Annotated in this window: 20 protein-coding genes; 16 read left to right on the forward strand and 4 right to left on the reverse strand. The window is 67.2% G+C overall.

Annotated features, from left to right (window positions below):
• Nucleotides 1-473: 473 nt before the first annotated feature.
• The 11 genes from AC1DRO_RS10410 (at nt 474) to AC1DRO_RS10460 (ending at nt 8,358) form a co-directional block, all read left to right on the forward strand.
• The gene (locus tag AC1DRO_RS10410; protein ID WP_243181367.1) at nt 474-947 is read left to right on the forward strand and encodes a hypothetical protein; all 474 of its coding nucleotides are present in this window, start codon (nt 474-476) and stop codon (nt 945-947) included.
• 195 nt (nt 948-1,142) lie between these two features.
• Nucleotides 1,143-1,652, forward strand: coding sequence for an Asp23/Gls24 family envelope stress response protein (locus AC1DRO_RS10415; protein WP_476950752.1), 510 nt, complete (start codon nt 1,143-1,145; stop codon nt 1,650-1,652).
• Complete coding sequence (locus AC1DRO_RS10420) at nt 1,649-1,840, forward strand: hypothetical protein (RefSeq protein WP_243181369.1); 192 nt, start codon at nt 1,649-1,651, stop codon at nt 1,838-1,840. The genes AC1DRO_RS10415 and AC1DRO_RS10420 overlap by 4 nt, the downstream gene beginning before the upstream one ends.
• A complete protein-coding gene (locus AC1DRO_RS10425; RefSeq protein ID WP_476942641.1) occupies nt 1,837-2,220 on the forward strand; it encodes a hypothetical protein in 384 nt (127 codons plus the stop codon). The genes AC1DRO_RS10420 and AC1DRO_RS10425 overlap by 4 nt, the downstream gene beginning before the upstream one ends.
• Nucleotides 2,217-2,876, forward strand: a complete 660-nt coding sequence (locus tag AC1DRO_RS10430) for a hypothetical protein (protein ID WP_476950753.1) — start codon at nt 2,217-2,219, stop codon at nt 2,874-2,876. The genes AC1DRO_RS10425 and AC1DRO_RS10430 overlap by 4 nt, the downstream gene beginning before the upstream one ends.
• Nucleotides 2,873-3,484 (forward strand): hypothetical protein, encoded by a 612-nt coding sequence (locus AC1DRO_RS10435; RefSeq protein WP_459383680.1) that lies wholly within the window; start codon nt 2,873-2,875, stop codon nt 3,482-3,484. The genes AC1DRO_RS10430 and AC1DRO_RS10435 overlap by 4 nt, the downstream gene beginning before the upstream one ends.
• Before the next feature lie 196 nt (nt 3,485-3,680).
• On the forward strand, nt 3,681-4,964 hold the full coding sequence (locus AC1DRO_RS10440) for an ABC transporter substrate-binding protein (RefSeq protein WP_028277787.1): 1,284 nt from the start codon (nt 3,681-3,683) through the stop codon (nt 4,962-4,964).
• A gap of 7 nt (nt 4,965-4,971) precedes the next feature.
• On the forward strand, nt 4,972-6,009 hold the full coding sequence (locus AC1DRO_RS10445) for a carbohydrate ABC transporter permease (protein ID WP_364746992.1): 1,038 nt from the start codon (nt 4,972-4,974) through the stop codon (nt 6,007-6,009).
• Nucleotides 6,006-6,905: a carbohydrate ABC transporter permease gene (locus tag AC1DRO_RS10450; RefSeq protein WP_476859442.1), complete on the forward strand. Its 900-nt coding sequence runs from the start codon at nt 6,006-6,008 to the stop codon at nt 6,903-6,905. Before AC1DRO_RS10445 ends, AC1DRO_RS10450 begins: the two co-directional genes overlap by 4 nt.
• Nucleotides 6,906-6,915: 10 nt before the next feature.
• Nucleotides 6,916-7,170 (forward strand): hypothetical protein, encoded by a 255-nt coding sequence (locus tag AC1DRO_RS10455; protein ID WP_476950754.1) that lies wholly within the window; start codon nt 6,916-6,918, stop codon nt 7,168-7,170.
• A 120-nt stretch (nt 7,171-7,290) separates the two neighbouring features.
• Entirely contained in the window at nt 7,291-8,358 is a 1,068-nt protein-coding gene (locus tag AC1DRO_RS10460; RefSeq protein ID WP_476950755.1) for a LacI family DNA-binding transcriptional regulator, read from the forward strand.
• 16 nt (nt 8,359-8,374) lie between these two features.
• Here the strand turns inward: AC1DRO_RS10460 and AC1DRO_RS10465 are convergent, their stop codons facing one another.
• Together AC1DRO_RS10465 and AC1DRO_RS10470 are read right to left on the reverse strand one after the other, a co-directional pair.
• Complete coding sequence (locus tag AC1DRO_RS10465; RefSeq protein WP_476950756.1) at nt 8,375-9,286, reverse strand: DUF8083 family protein; 912 nt, start codon at nt 9,284-9,286, stop codon at nt 8,375-8,377.
• 31 nt (nt 9,287-9,317) lie between these two features.
• Nucleotides 9,318-10,124 carry an exodeoxyribonuclease III gene (locus AC1DRO_RS10470; protein WP_476950757.1) on the reverse strand — a complete coding sequence of 269 codons (807 nt, stop codon included), beginning with the start codon at nt 10,122-10,124 and terminating at the stop codon, nt 9,318-9,320.
• 131 nt (nt 10,125-10,255) lie between these two features.
• Between AC1DRO_RS10470 and AC1DRO_RS10475 the strand changes: the two genes are divergently transcribed.
• The 4 genes from AC1DRO_RS10475 to AC1DRO_RS10490 all read left to right on the forward strand — a co-directional run bounded on the left by AC1DRO_RS10475 (nt 10,256) and on the right by AC1DRO_RS10490 (nt 14,683).
• Nucleotides 10,256-11,755 carry a CoA-acylating methylmalonate-semialdehyde dehydrogenase gene (locus AC1DRO_RS10475; RefSeq protein WP_476950758.1) on the forward strand — a complete coding sequence of 500 codons (1,500 nt, stop codon included), beginning with the start codon at nt 10,256-10,258 and terminating at the stop codon, nt 11,753-11,755.
• Entirely contained in the window at nt 11,755-12,882 is a 1,128-nt protein-coding gene (locus AC1DRO_RS10480; RefSeq protein WP_476950759.1) for an enoyl-CoA hydratase/isomerase family protein, read from the forward strand. Before AC1DRO_RS10475 ends, AC1DRO_RS10480 begins: the two co-directional genes overlap by 1 nt.
• Nucleotides 12,875-13,834: a 3-hydroxyisobutyrate dehydrogenase gene (mmsB, locus tag AC1DRO_RS10485; protein ID WP_476950760.1), complete on the forward strand. Its 960-nt coding sequence runs from the start codon at nt 12,875-12,877 to the stop codon at nt 13,832-13,834. The genes AC1DRO_RS10480 and mmsB overlap by 8 nt, the downstream gene beginning before the upstream one ends.
• 69 nt (nt 13,835-13,903) lie before the next feature.
• The gene (locus AC1DRO_RS10490; RefSeq protein ID WP_223914579.1) at nt 13,904-14,683 is read left to right on the forward strand and encodes an enoyl-CoA hydratase; all 780 of its coding nucleotides are present in this window, start codon (nt 13,904-13,906) and stop codon (nt 14,681-14,683) included.
• A gap of 16 nt (nt 14,684-14,699) precedes the next feature.
• Here AC1DRO_RS10490 and AC1DRO_RS10495 read toward each other — a convergent pair whose 3' ends face one another.
• A complete protein-coding gene (locus AC1DRO_RS10495) occupies nt 14,700-17,879 on the reverse strand; it encodes a bifunctional cytochrome P450/NADPH--P450 reductase (protein WP_476950761.1) in 3,180 nt (1,059 codons plus the stop codon).
• Nucleotides 17,880-18,132: 253 nt separating this feature from the next.
• Nucleotides 18,133-18,339: a hypothetical protein gene (locus tag AC1DRO_RS10500; RefSeq protein ID WP_243181383.1), complete on the reverse strand. Its 207-nt coding sequence runs from the start codon at nt 18,337-18,339 to the stop codon at nt 18,133-18,135.
• A 266-nt stretch (nt 18,340-18,605) separates the two neighbouring features.
• On the opposite strand from AC1DRO_RS10500, the gene AC1DRO_RS10505 reads away from it, so the two are divergent.
• Complete coding sequence (locus tag AC1DRO_RS10505; protein WP_476942633.1) at nt 18,606-18,812, forward strand: hypothetical protein; 207 nt, start codon at nt 18,606-18,608, stop codon at nt 18,810-18,812.
• The last annotated feature ends 199 nt before the right edge of the window (nt 18,813-19,011 follow it).

A 19,011-nucleotide genomic window follows, 5' to 3' on the forward strand; every position in this document is an offset into this window, starting at 1 on the left:
CAGGAAACCATCCCGATGGGAGTCAACAAGTTGGACACAGATCAGGTCGTTGCTGATTTCCGCGTCAACGACCAAAGTCAGCTGCATGAAAGGCTGAACGCAGCGGTCGCCATTGCTCGCGCCGAAGGCCTTGCCGACAGAACTCGCGGTGTTCTCGTCACTCGACACGGCTAATACAGGTTCTCCGTGACCCTGTCGCACGATGTTCCATGCGGTCTCGTCGTTGAGCGAGACCATGCACGCCGGCCCTAGGATGGAGCCGTTCGGGGCAGAGGACGCTTAATCCCGCGCAGGCCGACGGGCGGGCGACGGCGTGCATCCGACGGGCGGCGAGGGGCGGCCGGCGGCGGCGACCGTTTGGGGGCCGTCCAGCCGGCCGGGCTAGACTCGCACGCTGGGGAAAGAACACCAAAGCCGCCGGCAGCCCGGTCCGGGCGGGCGGCGCAATCTCAACCGAAAAGTGATTCTGCAACGTGACTTCGAAGAATATTGCCCGTCCTCTCGCCGCAACCGCCCTCCTCGCAGCCCTGGCGCTAACCGGGTGCTCGGCCCCGCAGGCCGGCAGCGCGCCTTCGTCCGCCGCGGGCACGTCCGCCGGGGGCGAGTCCACTGCTTCGGCGTCCGCCACGCCGAGCCCCAGCGGAACCTCGGGACCGTTCGGCGGCTTCACCAGCGCCGCCGAGGCTTGCTCCAAGATCTCGGAGCAGGCAACCGGCGCCACGCTCCTTCCGTTGTCGGCCGCCCAAGGCAAGACGGCGGAACTGGAACAGTTCAAAACGGAGCTGGCCGAGACGGCCGAACGCGTCCCGGACAGCCTCAAGGCCGACTTCGCCAACCTCAAGGAGGTGGCCGTTGCCGGCGTCACCGACCAGACGGTCTTCTCCAGCGGAAAGCTCCAGGCCGCCATGGCGCCGGTCACGACCTGGATCGCCACCAACTGCAAGTAGGGGGTTCGGACAGGCCAACGCCCGAGTCGGCCCCAGGCTGACATCCCGCAGCCGACAACGGCCGGCCTTGTCCCCAACGCGGGCCGCCCGTTCCCGCCCCCACCTGCGTGGACTGTGGGAACGGGCGCCGCAAGATTCCCCCACGGGCCCCAAGGCAGGGACTAGGGTTGTGTCAAAGAGAAGGGGGAGTGCGTTATGGAATACCAGAATTCTCAACCCGTCGCCGGTCAACACGTTGCCGGCCTCGCAGCAGGTCAGCCCGGTCCCGGCGCCCTGGTCAGTCCTGCGGACGGTCTGTCCGCGCCGGCCGGCACCGGCCGCACGGTCATAGCGGAAACCGCCGTCGCCAAGGTCGCGGGCATCGCCGCCCGATCGGTGCCCGGCGTCTATTCGTTGGGCTCAGGACCCTCACGCGCCCTCGGGGCCATCCGCGACGCCGTCGGCAACGCCGATCACGCAGCGGGCGTCCGCGTGGAAGTCGGCGAAACGCAGGCCGCCGTCGACATCGATCTTGTTGCGGTGTATGGCACCCCCCTGCAGGCCCTAGCGGACCAGGTCCGCGCCGTCGTCTACGCCGCCGTCGGGGAACTGGTGGGTCTCGAAGTGATCGAGGTCAATATCGAGATCAACGACGTTTATGTGCCCGGCCCGGCCAAACCGGCCGCGTCCGCCGAGGCCCGGCCAGTCAGGGAGGCAATCCAATGAGTCTGACGGTAGTGGGAATCGCCATGGGCGCCTTCGTGGCCTTCATGTCCTTCCAGTTCGGTGCCTGGGGCTTCCTCGGCGCCCTGTTCTTCATGGCCATCGGCGCCCTCCTGGGCCGGGCCGCAGAGGGGAAGCTGGACCTGCGCAGCGTGTTTGACGCCCTCACAGGCCGGCGTTCCTCCTCATGAGCATCACGGCTGAAGCGCCGATCCCCGGCACCGCGATGGCCGGGCACAACCGCATTAGCACCCAGGCCCTGACGAGCGTGGCCCGGGCGGCCGCGGGGGAGGCCCTCGGTGTCCCGGCGCACGACGTCCGCGCCGACTGGTCGGACGATGACGGGCTGCTCGCGCTGTCGCTTGTCATGCCCGTCGCGGTCCCGAACCTCACCGCTGTGGTCCGGGACCCCGGCCGCGTCGCCGGATTCGGTGGTTCCATCTGGGAGCGTGCCGTCGCCGCCAAGGCCCAGATCCTGCGCCGCGTGACGGAACTGACCGGAGCGCAGCTGAGCCGGGTGGACATCCGCATCAGCGGGGCCGCCGTGCGCGGGGGAGGCCGGGTACATTGAGCCAGGACACCCAGAACGCCGGAATCGACTCCGCCGGGCACGACACCGATGCGGTGCCGGGGAGCGCGCCGCTGGGTTCCGGCGCCGCGGGCATGGGCCGGATAGTGAAACGGGAGACGCACACATCGCGCGCTGTTGTGTCCGTGATCGCGGCCGGCCTGGTCATGGCCGTGTTCGGCTATGCGCTGCTTGAGACGGGGGTCCGTGCCATCGGGCAGCCGCCGTGGCTCGTGGATCCGCAGACCGCGGCCGAGCGGGTAGTAGCGCTCCCGGCGGGAATCCCGCCGCTTCTGCTCGGCGTCACGGGCGCTGTGATCGCGATGGCCGGATTGTTCTTCTTCCTCAATGCCGTGCTGCCCGGCCGGCGGGCACGCCACCTGCTCCCGGACCGCCGGGCCGCCGTCGTGGTGGACGATGAGGTGATCGCCGCTGCCCTGGCGCGCCGGGCCCGGCTGGCCGCCAACGTGGCCAAGGAACAGGTGATGGTGGTCGTGTCGCGGAACCGGATCACGGTCAACGTCCGGCCGACCTCCGGTGTGCCGCTGCGCCCGGACGCCGTCCTGGAGGCTGTGCGCCGGGAAGTGGAGGAAATGGGCCCCTGGCCGATGCCGGAAGTGCGGATCCAGGTATCCACAGCCGGGGTGGTGGGGGCATGAACAACACCCCCCGGGCGCTGAACCGCGTACTGATCGGCATCCTTGGCATCCTCCTCCTCGCCATCGGCGTCCTCCTGATACTGCTTGCGAGCGTCCCGGCTGTCGGCGTGTGGTGGCATGAGTGGGCCGGCGGTGTCCTGAGCTTCTGGCTCGATTTGTTCGAACGGACGCAATTCCCCCGCCGCCAGGGGAGCTGGCTGTGGCTTGTCATCTGCCTGGCGCTGCTGGTGGTGATGGGCCTGATGATCGCCTGGATTGCCCAACAGGGTACGGGCCGGACCAGCCTGCTCGTGGCAGAGGAGGACCCGGGTGAAGTGCCCGGCAACGTCGGAATCAGCGGCGGCGTGGCGGAGCAGACGCTCCGCGCAGCGCTCGCGGACCGGCCCGACCTGGCCGGCGTTACGGTAGCCGCCTACAAAATCAGCGGGGAGCCGGCCCTCAAGATCCGGGTGGAACCGCGCCAGGGTGTTGCCCCGCACCGGCTCGCCGCCGAAGTTTCCGCCCTGGTAGAGGCGCTCGACGCGGTAATCGGCAAACGCACGCCGGTGCTGATCCACATCGGATCCGGCGCGCGGTCGCGGTTCGGCCGTTCCGAGCGGGTCCGCTGAGCCGGCCGTGAGGCTGAGGCAGCCTTCCCGGCAGGCGCGCCGCGGGCCGGCCGGCCGGCCGACGGGCCACGGGATCTCCTTTGCATAAAGCTTTCATGTAAACGCTTGCATTCGGGGTACCTGTTGATTACTGTGATGGTCGGCACACGATCAGTACGGCCGTTTTTCACCGGTACTCAGCGAGGAGCACTCCAGTATGAAAACCCGCAATTTCCTACTTCCCGTCGCAACGGCAGGCATTTTGGCTATTACCCTTTCGGCGTGTGGCGGCGGAGGGGGCGGCACTACCAGCGGCAGCGACGCCGCCTCGCAGGGCCTGGACGGGCGCGGCCCCATCACTTACGTTCAGGGCAAAGACAACAGCAACGTGGTCCGCCCGCTGATCGACAAGTGGAACGCCGCCCACCCGAACGAAAAGGTCACGTTCAAGGAGCAGACCGACCAGGCCGACCAGCAGCACGACGACCTCGTCCAGCACTTCCAGGCCAAGGACCCCGGCTACGACGTCGCGAGCGTTGACGTCGTCTGGACCGCCGAATTCGCCGCCAAGGGCTGGCTGCAGCCGCTCAAGGACAAGATGGCGCTGGACACTTCGGCCATGCTGAAGCCGACGGTTGATGCCGCTTCCTACAAGGGCACGCTGTACGCGGCACCGGAATCATCCGACGGCGGCATCCTGTACTACCGCAAGGACCTGGTCCCCACGCCCCCGAAGACCTGGGACGAGATGATGAGCATGTGCTCCATCGCCAAGACCAACAACATCGGCTGCTACTCCGGCCAGTTCAAGAAGTATGAGGGGCTCACCGTCAACGCCTCCGAGGCAATCAACTCCGCCGGCGGAGCCGTGCTGGACGAGAACGGCAAGCCCAACCTGCTCACCGCGGAGGCAAAGGCCGGCATGGCCAACCTGACCAAGGCCTACGCAGACGGCTCGATCCCGAAGGAAGCCATCACGTTCCAGGAAGAGGAAAGCCGCCAGGCATTCCAGGACGGCAAGCTGCTGTTCCTGCGCAACTGGCCCTACGTCTACAACCTGGCCACCACTGAAGGCTCCTCCAAGGTCAAGGACGTCCTGGGCATGACCGCACTCCCCGGCAAGACCGGTCCGGGCGCCTCGTCCCTCGGCGGCCACAGCGCCGCGATCAGCGTCTACTCCAAGAACAAGGCCACCGCAGTGGACTTCCTGAAATTCCTCACCACCGAAGAAACCCAGAAGTTCTTCGCCACGCAGGGTTCGCTCGCACCGGTGCTCGGCAAGCTCTACGACGACAAGGAGCTCGTCGCCAAGCTGCCGTACCTGCCGGTCCTGAAGACCTCGATCGAGAACGCCGTGCCGCGCCCGGTCACCCCGTTCTACCCGGCCGTCACCAAGGCCATCCAGGAAAACGCGTACTCGGCCATCAAGGGCGAGAAGACTGTAGACGCGGCCCTGTCCGACATGCAGAAGTCCATCGAGTCCGCTAGCGCGGGACAGTAGGTCCATCATGGCAACCGAAGTAGGCCCGACGTCGGTCAAGGCACCGGCGTCGGGCGGGGCACCGATCCACCACGCACCCAAGGGTGTTGGGGAGGACAACCGCATCGCGACGCAGGGGCGCTGGGCAGCTTGGCTGCTGGCGCCGACCATCCTCGCATTGTCGGTAGTGATCGTGTATCCGATCATCACCGCCATTGTGATGTCATTCCAAAAAGATGCCGGTCTGGACCCCGCTACGGGTCTCTTCGTTGAGGGTGGCCCGGCCGGCTTCTCCAACTACTACAACTGGATCTTCCAGCAGTGCCCGGCTCCGGACGGCGGAACCGTGGATTGCCCGCCGGGAACCCTGGGCGCGCAGTTCTGGTCCGCCACCGGCACCACGTTCTTCTTCACCATCGTGACGGTGGCCCTGGAGACGGTGCTCGGCTTCTGGATGGCCGTCATCATGGCACGGGCCTTCAAGGGCCGCAGCCTGGTCCGCGCAGCCGTCCTGGTGCCGTGGGCCATCCCCACCGCCGTGACGGCCAAGCTGTGGCTGTTCATCTTCGCCTTCGAAGGCATCGGCAACAAACTCTTCAACACCACCGTCCTGTGGACCGGCAGCGAATGGCCGGCCAGGTGGGCCGTGATCATCGCGGACGTCTGGAAGACCACGCCGTTCATGGCGCTGCTTATTCTGGCCGGCCTGCAGATGATTCCCGCGGAAGTGTACGAGGCGGCCAAGGTCGACGGCGCCTCAGCCTGGCAGCGGTTCCGGATGATCACCCTGCCGCTGGTGAAACCGGCGCTCATGGTGGCCATCCTGTTCCGCACCCTGGACGCGCTGCGCATGTTCGACCTCCCGTACATCCTGACCGGCGGAGCGAACAACACCACCACGCTGTCCATCCTGGTGATCAACCAGATCAGGCAGGGCTTCAACGCGGCGGCGGCTTTGTCCACCATCACGTTCATCATCATCTTTCTGGTGGCTTTCATCTTCGTGCGCTTCCTCGGAGCGAACGTCGTGGAGCAGCAGACCGGCGCAGGTAAGGGGAAGAAATGACCGCCGCGACGAGCGCCGCAACCGAGCTGCGCGCAGAGCAGGACCGGGGGCGGAAGGCCGCGCAGAACCGCGAGAAGTGGGCCCAGAGCCGGACCTACATCAGTGCGGTCGTGATCCTCTTCTGGTGCCTGGCCCCGGCCTACTGGATGGTGGTGACGGCGTTCCGCGACGTCGGCTACACCTACGACACCTCGATCCTGCCGACCCACATCACGCTGGACAACTTCAGGACGGCGTTCGACACCTCCTTCGGCAACCACTTTGGCCAGGCACTGCTGAACAGCTTGTTCATCGGCACCGTCGTCACCCTGGTGTCCCTGGTGATCGGCGTGTTTGCCGCCTACGCACTGGCCCGCTTGAACTTCAAGTTCAAGTACCTTGTGCTGGGCTTCATCCTGGGCGCTTCCATGTTCCCCGGCGTCGCCCTCATCACCCCGCTGTTCCAGCTCTTCACGAACATCGGCTGGATGGGCACCTACCAGGCCCTGATCATCCCGAACATCTCGTTCGTGCTGCCGCTGACGGTCTACACCATGACGTCCTTCTTCCGGGAGATGCCGTGGGAGCTCGAGGAATCGGCCCGGGTGGACGGCTGCACGCAGGGACAGGCGTTCCGGAAGGTCATCATGCCGCTGGCCGCACCGGCCATCTTCACGACCGCCATCCTGGCCTTCATCTCCTCGTGGAATGAATTCCTGATCGCCAGCCAGCTCTCGTCCGACGCAACGCAGCCGGTCACAGTGGCCATTGCCAGCTTCGCCGGTGCGCAGCCCAACCAGATTCCGTACACCGCGATCATGGCTGCGGGAACCATCGTGACCATTCCCTTGGTCATCCTGGTGCTGGTGTTCCAGCGCAAGATCGTCGCCGGCCTCACCGCCGGCGCGGTCAAGTGACTGAGGCGTGATGACTGACGAGCAGAACCAGGGCCACGTGCCGGCGACGCGTCGAAAGGTGCGCTCCGGCGAAGACTTCGACATCATCATCGGCTTCCTCGGATTCTGGACGGTCGTCCTGCTGGTGGTCACCGTCTGGATGGAAGTGACCGCCCAGCCGGCCCTCTTCTGGGCCCTGGGCCTGCTCGCCATGCTGCTGGCCCTCTACGGGATGATCCGGCTGCGCCGGCGTTTGCCGCGCCGGACGGCCAGCCGGCGCGGCTAGGCAGCCGGACAGCAGCCGGACAGAAGCCGGGCAGGATTATTCAGCCGCCGGGGGGAGGCGGGCGCAACACGTCTGCGGGCGGCCGCCAGGCTTCCACGGACCGTTAACTAGGGGGCACAGGTGGCACGGACGGAACGGGCGCAGCGCGGCGGCCACTCGGGCGTCAGCATTGAGGATGTCGCCGCCGCCGCGGGCGTGTCAACGGCCACCGTATCCCGGGCCGTCCGGGGACTGCCCCGTGTTTCCCCGGCAACCCGCGAGAAGATCCTCGGCATCGCCGAATCGTTGGGCTACGTCGCGTCGTCCTCGGCGTCCGGCCTGGCGACGGGCCGGACCAAAACCATCGGCGTGCTGGCCCCGTTCGTCAGCCGCTGGTTCTTCTCCAAGGCCATCGAGGGCGCCGACCGGGAACTGCACTCCCGGCAGTACAACCTTTCCCTCTTCAACCTCGGCGGCCACGGCAGCCACCGTGAGCGGCTCTTCAGCAAGACCATGGTCTACAAGCAGATCGACGCCCTGCTGGTCCTCTGCATGGCGCTCACCCACGAGGAAATCGAGCATCTCCAGAAAATCGATATCCCGCTGGTGGTGGTGGGAGGTCATGTCGAGGAGTGCCCCTACATCGGCATCGACGACTACGCTGCGGCCGCCACCGCAGTGCGCCACCTGATCGGGCTGGGCCACACGGACATCGCGCTCCTGCACGGAGACGACGAAACCGACCTCAACTTCGACGTCCCCCGGGTCCGGATCCAGGCTTTCCACGACATCATGGGCGAGGCGCGGCTGCCCGTCCGGGCCGAATGGGACCTCTGGGGGGACTTCACCGTGCGCAGCGGTCAGGAGGCATTCCGCCGCCTTTGGGCCGCCGACGGTCCCAAGCCCACAGCAATCTTCTGCGCCTCCGATGAGATGGCTATGGGCGTCATCTTCGAGGCCAACAAAGCCGGTGTGCGCGTCCCGGAGGACCTCTCGGTCATCGGCATCGACGACCACGACTTCGCCGAGGCCATGGGCCTGACCACAGTCGGGCAGCGCCCGGACCAGCAGGCCGAACTCGGCACCAAAATGCTGCTGGACGAACTCGACGGCATTTCCGGCTCCGTGCAGTCGGCTGTGGCGCCGCACCGGCTGATTATCCGGACGACGACGGCGCCGCCGCTGCGCCAGTCCGCGCGGCTCCGCTAGCGGCGTTCGGGCCGGGCTAGGACGCGCGGGCCAGCTGGCGGATCGGCACCCAACGCGAGGCCAGCCGGCGGTAGGCCGCAGCGGCGCCGGTCATGTCCCCCTCCGCCAGGCACTCGATGCCGAGGCGTACATCCAGCGGCGAATCATCCGGATAGACCTTGTCAGCCACCCCGCCGTAGTCGAGTTCCACTGCCGAGTCGGGGTGGAAGAGCTCAAGCCATTCGGTGAGCTGGGTCAAATCCTCAAGCATGTCGAGATCGGGCGCGGCGAGGGCCAGGTGCGCCACCGCGTAGCTCACCCGCTCCAGCGCGTTGCCGATGCCGGCGCGGATGCGGACCGTCACAATGTGGCCGTCGGCTTCGACGACGTCGGTGGGATCCGATTCCTGGAAAAGGCAGAACCAGCTGAACGGAATGCCCCACGTGGACGCCCTGGTGTGGACCCGGCTCAGTCCATCGTGGGCGCGCACCTCATCAATGCGTTCCTGGTGTTTGTCCCGCTGTTCTTCCGGGATCAGCAGCTGGGCCAGGGGCCCGTGGATGCCTTCCATCAGGGCATTGGCGGCCAGCCCGGCGCGGAGGACCAGCTGGCTGGGGCAGTACAGCAACCGGTCGGGCTGCGGGGCGGCCGCTGTCCCGGACGTGGCTGCGTCGAGCGCTGCGCCGGACGGGGCCCGCCTGGCCGGGGCCGCGACAACGCGCACCAGATCGGTCCGGCCGGTGGGAAACGGATCCCCGTCGGGCCGGGTGATGCGGCCCAGGGACGCCAGCAGCTCGGCGTTCTCCACAGCCGCGCGGGACGCCTGGCCGGCGCCGGCGGCCTCCAGGGTCTTCCGTTGCTGTTCGGGGAACGCCTCGAGGGGCTCGTAGATCCGGAGCGCGGAAGAGAACGGCAGCCCGGACTGTCCGTGGTAGATGCTCCCCGTCATTGGATCACGACGCTTCCCTGGCCGGCAGCCATTAGTCCGTCAGTTCCGCAATCACCGGGGCGTGGTCCGAGGCGCCCTTGCCCTTGCGCTCCTCGCGGTCGATCATCGCACCGGTGACCCGTGCCGCCAGGGCCGGGGAGCCGAGGATGAAGTCGATCCGCATGCCCTCCTTTTTCGGGAAGCGGAGCTGCGTGTAATCCCAGTAGGTGTAGACGCCGGGCCCCGGGGTGTGCGGGCGGACGACATCCTGGAAGCCGGCCTCCTCGAAGGCGTGGAAGGCGGCCCGCTCAGGTTCACTGACGTGGGTGAGGCCCTCGGAGCGGAAGTAGTCGATGTCCCAGACGTCATCATCCAGGGGGGCGATATTGAAATCGCCCATCAGCGCGATCTGCGCCTGGGGGTCCTCCTTGACCCAGGTGCCGGCGTGGGTTTTCAGGATGTCCAGCCAGTTGAGCTTGTAGGGCATGTGTTCATCGTCGAGGGCGCGGCCGTTCGGGACGTAGAGGCTCCAGACCCGGACGCCGCCGCACGTGGCGCCGATGGCGCGGGCCTCCTGCACGGCGTCCTTGCCGCTCTTGCCGAACACGGGCTGGTCCAGGAAGGTGCGTTCGACGTCGTCGAGTCCCACCCGGGAGGCGATCGCGACGCCGTTCCACTGGCTCAGGCCGAAGTGCGCCACCTCGTAGCCCATGTTCTCGAAGAGCTCCCAGGGGAAGTTCTCGTCCTTGCATTTGGTTTCCTGGATGGCCAGGACGTCGCAGTCCGTGCGCTGAAGCCAGGACTCTACACGGTCGGCGCGGGCACGGAGCGAGTTCACATTCCAGGTAGCAATCTTCACAGTCCCTAACTTACCGAACTTGGCCCCCGGACGAAGCCGCCGGTCGGCTCCGTCCTCTGGAAATTAGTAGGAAGTCCGAGTATATTCGGCTGAAGAGATGATCTAGGTCACATGCAAAGGAGCATTCGGTCATGGTTCGAGAACTATCCCATTACATTGACGGGCAGCGGGTTGAGGGTACCTCCGGCCGGTTCAGCGATGTGTACGATCCCTGCACCGGCGAGGTCCAGGCCCGGTTGCCGCTGGCCAGCACCGAGGAAGTGCGCAACGTGATTGCCAGCGCCGAAAAGGGGCAGGTGGAATGGGCCGCGATGAATCCGCAGCGCCGCGGCCGGATCCTGCTCAAGTTCGTGGACTTGGTCAACGAGCACATGGACGAACTCGCCACCCTGCTGTCCTCCGAGCACGGCAAGACCTTCCCGGACGCCAAGGGCGACATCCAGCGCGGCATCGAAGTGGTCGAATTCGCCGCAGGCGCCCCGCACCTGCTCAAGGGCGAGTTCTCGGACAATGCCGGAACCGGCGTCGACGTGCACTCGATGCGCCAGCCCCTCGGCGTCGTTGCCGGCATCACGCCGTTCAACTTCCCGGCCATGATCCCGCTGTGGAAGTCCGGGCCGGCTCTCGCCGCCGGCAACGCTTTTATCCTCAAGCCCTCCGAACGGGACCCCTCCGTGCCGCTGCGGCTGGCCGAGCTCTTCACCGAGGCGGGCCTGCCGGACGGCGTCTTCAACGTGGTCAACGGGGACAAGGAAGCGGTGGACGCGCTGCTGGAGGATCCGCGGGTCCAGGCCATCGGGTTCGTCGGCTCCACGCCCATTGCCCAGTACATCTACGCCACCGCCGCGGCGAACGGCAAGCGCGCGCAGTGCTTCGGCGGCGCCAAGAACCACATGGTGATCATGCCCGACGCGGACCTGGACATGGCCGCGGACGCCCTGATCGGGGCTGGCTTCGGCTCCGCGGGCGAGCGCTGCATGGCGATCTCGGTGGCCGTTCCGGTCGGCCGGAAGACCGCGGATGTGCTCGTGGAGAAGCTGCAGGCGCGGATCGCCGGTCTCAAGGTTGGCCACAGCCTCGCCAAGGATTCCGATTTCGGCCCGGTGGTGGCGGCCTCCGCGAAGGACCGGATCGAAGGCTACATCGCCTCCGGCGTCGAGGAAGGCGCCAGCCTGGTGACCGATGGCCGCGGCCTGAAGGTGGAAGGCTACGACGGCGGCTTCTGGGTCGGACCCACGCTGTTCGACAACGTCACGAAGGACATGAAGATCTACAAGGAAGAGATCTTCGGCCCGGTCCTGAGCGTGCTCCGCGCCGAAGACTACGACGAGGCCCTCCGGCTCTGCAGCGAACACGAGTTCGGCAACGGCGTGGCCATTTTCACCCGAGACGGCGACGCCGCCCGCGACTTCGCCAGCCGGGTCCAGGTGGGCATGGTGGGCATCAACGTCCCCATCCCCGTGCCGATTGCGTACTACACCTTCGGTGGCTGGAAGGCGTCCGGATTCGGCGACCTCAACCAGCACGGGGCCGACGCCTTCCGCTTCTACACGAAGACCAAGACGGTCACCAGCCGCTGGCCGTCCGGTATCCGCCAGGGCGCCAGCTTCATCATGCCGGAAGGCAGCTGATGGGGGCGGACGTTGCGCGGGTGGCGGACAGTGGAGAAGCGGCCGGCGAACTCTTGGCCGGGGAAGTGACGTTTGAACGGCGCGGCCGCCTCGGCGTCGTGACGCTCAACCGGCCCGCGGCCGTCAACGCCCTCACGGCCGGCATGGCCGCCGCGATGCTCGAACAGCTCACGCTCTGGGCCGACGACGACGCCGTGGCCGCGGTGCTGGTCCGCGGCGCCGGGGACCGGGGCCTCTGCGCCGGCGGGGACATCGTGGCCATCTACCGGGACATGCTCGACGGCGGGGACGCCACCGCGGACTTCTGGGCGGTCGAGTACCGGCTGAACCTGCTCATCTCCGAATACCCCAAGCCGTACGTCGCGTTTATGGACGGGCTGGTGTTGGGCGGCGGCGTGGGGATCTCGGCCCACGGCTCCGTACGGATCGTCACCGAACGCACCCGCACGGGCATGCCCGAAACGACGATCGGGTTTGTTCCCGACGTCGGCGGCACCCTGCTGCTCTCCGGCTCACCGGGGGAGACCGGCACCCATGCGGCCCTGACCGGAGCCCATCTGAGCGGCGCGGACGCGCTGTTCCTGGGCCTCGCCGACTGCTTCGTGCCCTCCGGCCGTTTGCCGGACCTGGCGGCAGCGCTCGAAACCGAGGAGGCGGAGGCCGCCGTCGCCCGATTTGCCGAACCGGCACCGGCTTCAGCCCTGGCCGCACAGCAGGAATGGATCGACGCCTGCTACTCCAGCGACGACGCCGGGGAAATCCTGCGCCGGCTGCGGGCCTTTGGTGGAGAGGCGGCCGGGGAGGCCGCCGCAGCCGCGGACACCATCGAGGCCAAGTCGCCGACGGCGGTCAAGGTGGCGCTGGAATCCCTGCGCCGGGTCCGCGGCCTGAACCTGGAGCAGGCGCTGGAGCAGGAGTACCGCGTCGGCCTGCGCTTCCTCGACGGCCCGGACTTCCGCGAAGGCATTCGCGCCCAGGTGGTGGACAAAGACCGCAATCCCCGCTGGAAACCCGCCACCCTCGCCGAGGTCACCGGGACGGACGTCGCGGCCTACTTCGCCCCGCTGGGCGGGCGCGAACTAAAACTCTCTCCGAAGGAGAAGAACAAGGAGAAGAACCATGTCTGACGCAGGAGCCCCGGTTACCGGCACCATCGCCTTCCTCGGCCTGGGCCACATGGGCGGCCCCATGGCCGTCAACCTGGTCAAGGCCGGCTACCGGGTGACCGGCTTCGACGTCGTGCCAGCGGCCCTGGACGCCGCCCGGGAGCATGGCATTCCCACTGCCGGGACGGCTGTCGAGGCGGCGGCGGGCGCCGCCGTCGTGCTGACCATGCTGCCCAGCGGCAAGCACCTCCTTGACGCCTACCGCGGTGCCGGCGGTGCGCCCGGACTGCTCGAAGCCGCCGCCCCGGGCACCATGTTCCTGGATTGCTCCACCATCAACGTGGACGAGGCCCGCGAAGCCGCAGAACTCGCGGTCGCGGCTGGCCACCGCGCCGTCGACGCCCCCGTGTCCGGAGGCGTGGTGGGCGCCGAAGCCGGCACGCTCACGTTCATGGCCGGTGCCCTTCCCGAGGACTTCGAGGCCGTCAAACCCCTGCTGGAAGTGATGGGCAAGCGGGTGGTCCATTGCGGCGCGCACGGTGCCGGCCAGGCGGCCAAGATCTGCAACAACATGATCCTGGGCGTCTCGATGATCGCCGTCAGTGAGGCCTTTGTGCTGGGCGAGAAGCTCGGCCTGACCCACCAGGCGCTGTTCGACGTCGCTTCCGCCGCCTCGGGACAGTGCTGGGCGCTGACCACCAATTGCCCGGTGCCCGGTCCGGTCCCGACGAGCCCCGCCAACCGGGACTACCAGCCGGGCTTCGCCGGGGCGCTCATGGCAAAGGACCTCAACCTGGCCCTCAACGCGTTGCAGAGCACCGGCGTCGCGGCCCGGCTCGGGCCGCTCGCGGCCGAAATTTACGATACGTTTGCCGCGGAAGGCGGTGCCGGCCGGGACTTCTCCGGCATCATCACCGACATCCGGGAAAAGTCGGAAGCAGGCAAATCCGAGGCAGGCACGGCCGGGCACTAGTTTTCGGACCGAAGCCAACGCGCAACATCAGAACCAGAACCAGACCAGCACCACCTAAGGGGACCACCCATGACGGAACAGTACGCAAACATCCTGGTGGAGCGCCGCGGCCGCGTGGGCCTCGTGACGCTCAACCGGCCCGAGGCCCTCAATGCCCTGAACAAGGCCACGATGGACGAGCTGGTGAAGGCAGTCGCCGGGATGGACGCGGACCCGGGGGTCGGTGCCGTGGTGGTGACCGGTTCGGCGAAGGCCTTTGCGGCCGGCGCGGACATCAAGGAAATGCAGTCCAAGGGCTACATGGACATGTACGCGGCGGACTGGTTCCGCGGCTGGGAAGACTTCACCCGGCTCCGCATCCCCGTCGTGGCAGCCGTGTCCGGCTTTGCGCTCGGCGGCGGCTGCGAGCTGGCGATGATGTGCGACTTCATCATCGCCGGGGACAACGCCAAGTTCGGCCAGCCGGAAATCAACCTTGGTGTGCTCCCCGGCATGGGCGGCTCGCAGCGCCTGACCCGGGCAGTGGGCAAGTCCAAGGCGATGGACATGATCCTGACCGGCCGCTTCATGGACGCCGAGGAGGCCGAACGCGCGGGCCTCGTGTCCCGGGTGGTCCCCGCCGCGGACGTCGTCGAGGAGGCGCTGAAGGCCGCCGAGGTGATCGCGTCCAAATCCAAGCCGGTGGCGATGGTGGCCAAGGAAGCGGTGAACGCCGCGTTTGAGACCGGGCTTGCTCAGGGCGTGCTGTTTGAACGGCGCGTGTTCCACTCGCTGTTCGCCACCGAGGACCAGAAGGAAGGCATGGCCGCCTTCACCGAGAAGCGGCAGCCGGAGTTCAACCACCGCTAGGCGGCACCGGCCGGCCTCAGGTGAAGATGTCGGCCACGTACCTGCCGTGGGTGCGCTCCACTTCATCCATCCAGGCCTCGGCCTCCGCCTTGGAGGCGCCGGTCGCTTCCTGGTAAATGAGGGCGCAAGTGTCCCTTACCTGCGGCGCCATGTGCTTGCCGTCGCCGCAGACATAGACCGTGGCGCCCTGCCGGACCAGCTCGACGACGTCGGCCCGGTCTGCCCAGAGCCTGTCCTGGACGTATTTCAGGCCGTCCTCGGGTGCGGTGGAAAAGGCCGGCCGCAGATCGAGGTTGGCTTGGTCCGCCCACGACGCGAGTTCCGAGCGGTAGAGGAAGTCGGTGTCCGGGGCGCGGCAGCCGAAGAACAGGAGGGCAGGTGCCGGCGTCGTCTCCTCGGCCTCGGCCCGCAGCGCCCGGTCCTGGACGAACCCGCGGAAGGGGGCTAGCCCCGTCCCCGCGCAGACCATGATGAGCGGGACCGCCAGGGAGGGCGGCGGGTGGAAGGCCGCGTTCGAGGGGCGGACAGTAACCGCGACCCTTGACCCGGGCCTGGCCTGGGCGAGGTAGGTGGACGAGGCCCCTTCGAAGACCCCGCGGCCGGACCACGCCGGAGCCTGGATGACGGCGAAGGTCAGGGTCACGTGGTCGGGGCTCCAGAGCGGGGACGAGGAGATGGAGTACCGCCGGGGGGTCAGCTGGGTCAGCAGTTGCAGGAACGAGGTGAACGACAGCTGGCATGACGGATACGTCTCCAGCAGGTCAAGGAGGGAAACGCGCTTGTCGAGGACCTCGGCCGCGTACCGCCCGCGGTCCTGGGCCAGGGCCTCAAGTTCGGCGCGGTGGGCAGGATCGGCCGCGACATCCGCCAGATCCTCGAGCTGGGTGCGGGTGGCGGGGACTGCGAGCTCCACGTAGCTGCTCAGCAGTTCGCCCACGGCCACCGGCGCGCCCGTGGGCAGGAAGGTGTCCCCGCGCTCCATGCTCAGCTGGACGTGCGAGTCGTAGTCGAGGTTGAAACGGGCCAAGGCCCGCTGCACGAGTTCGCTGGGATTCAGGGGCAGCACGGCCAGATAATCCCCGGTCCGGTAGCTCATCCCCTCGGGCAGGGCGATCTCGACATGCCGCTTGGACCGGGCGCCGGGCTTGTCCAGATCGACCAGTTCCCGGTTCGCGACGACGGTGCCCAGCGCCAGCCCGTTCTGGCGCAGCATCGGGTCCCGGACGTTCCCGACGAACTGCAGTTCCAGCTCGGGCTGCGCTGTCGGCGGGCTGGTCCGCTGCCCCAGGGCGTCGTCCACCGCGGGCCAGAATCCCGCGTACCACTCTTCGAAATCGCCGAAGAAGTCGCCGCGGGCGTTGGCCTCGCCCCGGGCATAGATCCGCGTGGCACCGGCTGCCTCGAGCCGGGCGTCGATGGCCTTGGGCACCTCCTGGTACGTTCGCGCCCAGTCTTTATTGCCGTTGCCGAAGACCGTGTACCGCACCCCGGCGAGGGCGCCCGGCCGCAGGCCCTCGGTCCAGGCCACGAATTTTCGGGCGTTGTCCGGCGGCTGCCCCTCGTAGGAGGACGTCACGATCGCGACGAGCCCCTCCGTGGGCAGCCCGCCGGCCGCCTCGTCGAGCGGACCGATGGTGGGGCTGTAGCCGCGCCGTCCGGCGTCGTTGGCGAGGCGCTGGGCGAAGTCCTTGGACGTGCCTGCATTGGAACCGTAGAGCACCCGGATCGGGACGCCGTTGGGCGCGGCGGCCGCCGCTGCGGCTTCGGCCTGCCGTGCCTGTTCGACCTCGGCCCGGGGGCCGGCCGCGATGGTGACGTCCCGCCTGCGCACGTGGATGAACAGCCCTTCCGGCTTCATGGTCAGCGTGTGTTTGATCTGCAGCTCATAGCCCGGGTCCGCCGCCGTGACCTCGAAGCGCTGCAGGAGCTTGGCCAGGAAGAGCATGGCCTCCTGCAGGGCAAATCCCCGGCCGATGCAGGAGCGCTGCCCGTTGCCGAACGGCTTCCAGGCATTGGCGGGGATTTCGGCGGCCCGTTCCGGGGAGAACCGCTCCGGGTCAAAGATGCCGGCGTCCTCGCCCCAGGCCGCCTTGTCCCGATGCAGTTGCGGGATCAGGACCATGATGGGCTGGCCCGCGGGGACTTCGTAGCGGCCGCCGAGCGTCGTGTCCTCGTAAGGAGTCACGTTGAACGCCGGAGCGGTGGGCCACAGCCGAAGCGTTTCCTTAAGGATCTGGTCCAGGTATCCCAGCCGGGGCAGATGCTCGAACCTGGCGCTTTCGGTACCAAGGACCTCGTCCACTTGTGCGCGCGCCTTGGCCAGGACGCCTGGATGGCGCAGCAGTTCGTAGAGTGTAAAGGACAGCAAGCCGCTGGTAGTCTCGTGCCCGGCAATCAGGAATGTGACCATCTGATAGCGGATGTTTTCATCGGATAAACGCTCACCGGTCACCGGGTCCGCCGCGCTGAGCATGGTGTCCAGGATGTCTTCGCTGCCCGGCGGGCTGGGGTTGCGCCGCCGGTCGCTGATGATCTGTTCGGCGACCTCGAACATCAGGGCATGGTCTTCCTCGAGCTGGTGCCGCCTGCGCAGCATGATCTTGTTCTGCACTGGGAGCCTGCGCGCCCGGTCCCCGGACTCAACCAGGGCGCGGACCATGGCGCCGACGAACGGGTGCATCTCCTCCCGGTAGAGGCTGTTGAACCGGTAGTTGAACGAGCACAGGGCGATGGTGTCCAGCGTCAGGCGGGTGGTGCTGTCCGGAATGTCGATCCGCGCCGTGGGGCCCAGCCTCTCCCACTTGAGCAGCAGCTGCTCGACGATGTCGTCCATGCCGGCGAACATCCGCTTCAGCGCTGCAGGCCCGAACGCCGGCATCAGGATCCGGTGTGCCTTTTGCCAGTTGGGTTCCTGTGTATCTGCGGTGAACAGGCCGTCGCCGGCGAACTGCCTCACCTGCCGCAGGGCAACGCCCAGCACTTTGCCGAACCGGGACTCGTCGCACACCTCGTTGACGAGCTGCTGGGAAGAGATGGCGACGATACTGCGGTTGAAGAACTGGATGCGGACTATGGGGCCGTACCGCTCCGCCAGCTCGACTATTCCCAGGATTCCCTTGCTGGAGTCGATGTCCGGCAAATTGCCGACCACCGGCCTCGTGGGGGGCTGCGGTATAGGGACGCTGGGCGAAGTCATGGCCACTCCTAGGCGATCGCCAATGGACGCGCTGTGAGCACTGCTTGCTGCCTGGCCGGACGGGACCGGCCCGGCCAGCTCCGCACCACGATACTCCGGCCACCTGCCGGGCAAAATAGGTACGGCAACCAAACGGGGTCAGCCCGCTGGGAGGCCTGCGCAACGGGGGACCCTGCCTGGCGCGACACGCCGGTTGGGATCTTGGCGTTCCTGCTGCCGGCGGGGTGGGAATGTCAATCAGATTTGAGCCCACTTAGCACAGCAATCGCAGCTTGAACGGGAACCACATTTTGCCGTGGAAACGACTGAAAGGCGCTTCGCGTTGCATGGTTGTCACCGAGGCAAGGGCCGCATCACGCTCGGAGTTAGGGGACAGGATCATCTCGTTCTTCACGGCTTCCAACAATTCGACCACCGTTGCCGACGATACATGCTCGGGATTGCCCAACGTCCGGTCCATGAGGCTACGCTCAGCTTCAGTCGAATAGCGAAGCAGCATTAGATCCGCTCTGGGTCCTGGATGACTTCCGGTCCGGCCGCAGGGTTACCACTACCAACCGCGGTGCCTTGGATCCGCGGGCGCCTGAGCGGTGATGAGCCGGCAGGCTGGAGTCGCTATGACACTCCCGGCTCCACGGTCTACATTTCCGACAATGACGAGATCGCTTTCGCGGAGGTGCTGTCCGGCTACGGCGCCAAGCACCCGATGCAAAAGGAGCCGACTTCATGGGGATGACCCTGGAGGACTGCGTCAAGGGCGTCAAAGACGACTGGGGCAACCAGGTCAAGATGGGTTGCCTGCCGCGGCACTGGCGCGACCGGCGCAGCACCTACCAGCTCAGCCTGGATAACGCAGGTTGGTGGGTTGACGTCGAGCACCCTGACTCCATCGCAGCCCTAGACAATATGAAGTGTGGTGGTTGCCTGAAGTAGGACTGGAACCCCGGGTTCAAAGAGATTCGTGGGTTGCCGGCCCACGGTCTGTTCCGCATTCTGGTGCGGGTGTGGACTGGTAGAGCCACATTTGAACGTCTGGAGGTTCCAGCCATGAACAAGCGTACCTACGTCGGTTTGGATGTCCATGCGCGCAGTGTCAAGGGTTGCGCGATCGACCGCGAAACCGGTGAAATTC

This window comes from Arthrobacter sp. P4_F11 (genome assembly GCF_056401395.1).

Bases quoted from the DNA above. Each gene is read 5' to 3' on its own strand.
- AC1DRO_RS10445 (WP_364746992.1), top strand. From the start codon at position 4,972: ATGGCAACCGAAGTAGGCCCGACGTCGGTCAAGGCACCGGCGTCGGGC.
- AC1DRO_RS10450 (WP_476859442.1), top strand. From the start codon at position 6,006: ATGACCGCCGCGACGAGCGCCGCAACCGAGCTGCGCGCAGAGCAGGAC.
- AC1DRO_RS10505 (WP_476942633.1), top strand. From the start codon at position 18,606: ATGGGGATGACCCTGGAGGACTGCGTCAAGGGCGTCAAAGACGACTGG.
- mmsB (WP_476950760.1), top strand. From the start codon at position 12,875: ATGTCTGACGCAGGAGCCCCGGTTACCGGCACCATCGCCTTCCTCGGC.
- AC1DRO_RS10415 (WP_476950752.1), top strand. From the start codon at position 1,143: ATGGAATACCAGAATTCTCAACCCGTCGCCGGTCAACACGTTGCCGGC.
- AC1DRO_RS10440 (WP_028277787.1), top strand. From the start codon at position 3,681: ATGAAAACCCGCAATTTCCTACTTCCCGTCGCAACGGCAGGCATTTTG.
- AC1DRO_RS10500 (WP_243181383.1), bottom strand. From the start codon at position 18,339: ATGGACCGGACGTTGGGCAATCCCGAGCATGTATCGTCGGCAACGGTG.
- AC1DRO_RS10495 (WP_476950761.1), bottom strand. From the start codon at position 17,879: ATGACTTCGCCCAGCGTCCCTATACCGCAGCCCCCCACGAGGCCGGTG.
- AC1DRO_RS10420 (WP_243181369.1), top strand. From the start codon at position 1,649: ATGAGTCTGACGGTAGTGGGAATCGCCATGGGCGCCTTCGTGGCCTTC.
- AC1DRO_RS10455 (WP_476950754.1), top strand. From the start codon at position 6,916: ATGACTGACGAGCAGAACCAGGGCCACGTGCCGGCGACGCGTCGAAAG.
- AC1DRO_RS10475 (WP_476950758.1), top strand. From the start codon at position 10,256: ATGGTTCGAGAACTATCCCATTACATTGACGGGCAGCGGGTTGAGGGT.
- AC1DRO_RS10465 (WP_476950756.1), bottom strand. From the start codon at position 9,286: ATGACGGGGAGCATCTACCACGGACAGTCCGGGCTGCCGTTCTCTTCC.
- AC1DRO_RS10490 (WP_223914579.1), top strand. From the start codon at position 13,904: ATGACGGAACAGTACGCAAACATCCTGGTGGAGCGCCGCGGCCGCGTG.
- AC1DRO_RS10480 (WP_476950759.1), top strand. From the start codon at position 11,755: ATGGGGGCGGACGTTGCGCGGGTGGCGGACAGTGGAGAAGCGGCCGGC.
- AC1DRO_RS10425 (WP_476942641.1), top strand. From the start codon at position 1,837: ATGAGCATCACGGCTGAAGCGCCGATCCCCGGCACCGCGATGGCCGGG.
- AC1DRO_RS10435 (WP_459383680.1), top strand. From the start codon at position 2,873: ATGAACAACACCCCCCGGGCGCTGAACCGCGTACTGATCGGCATCCTT.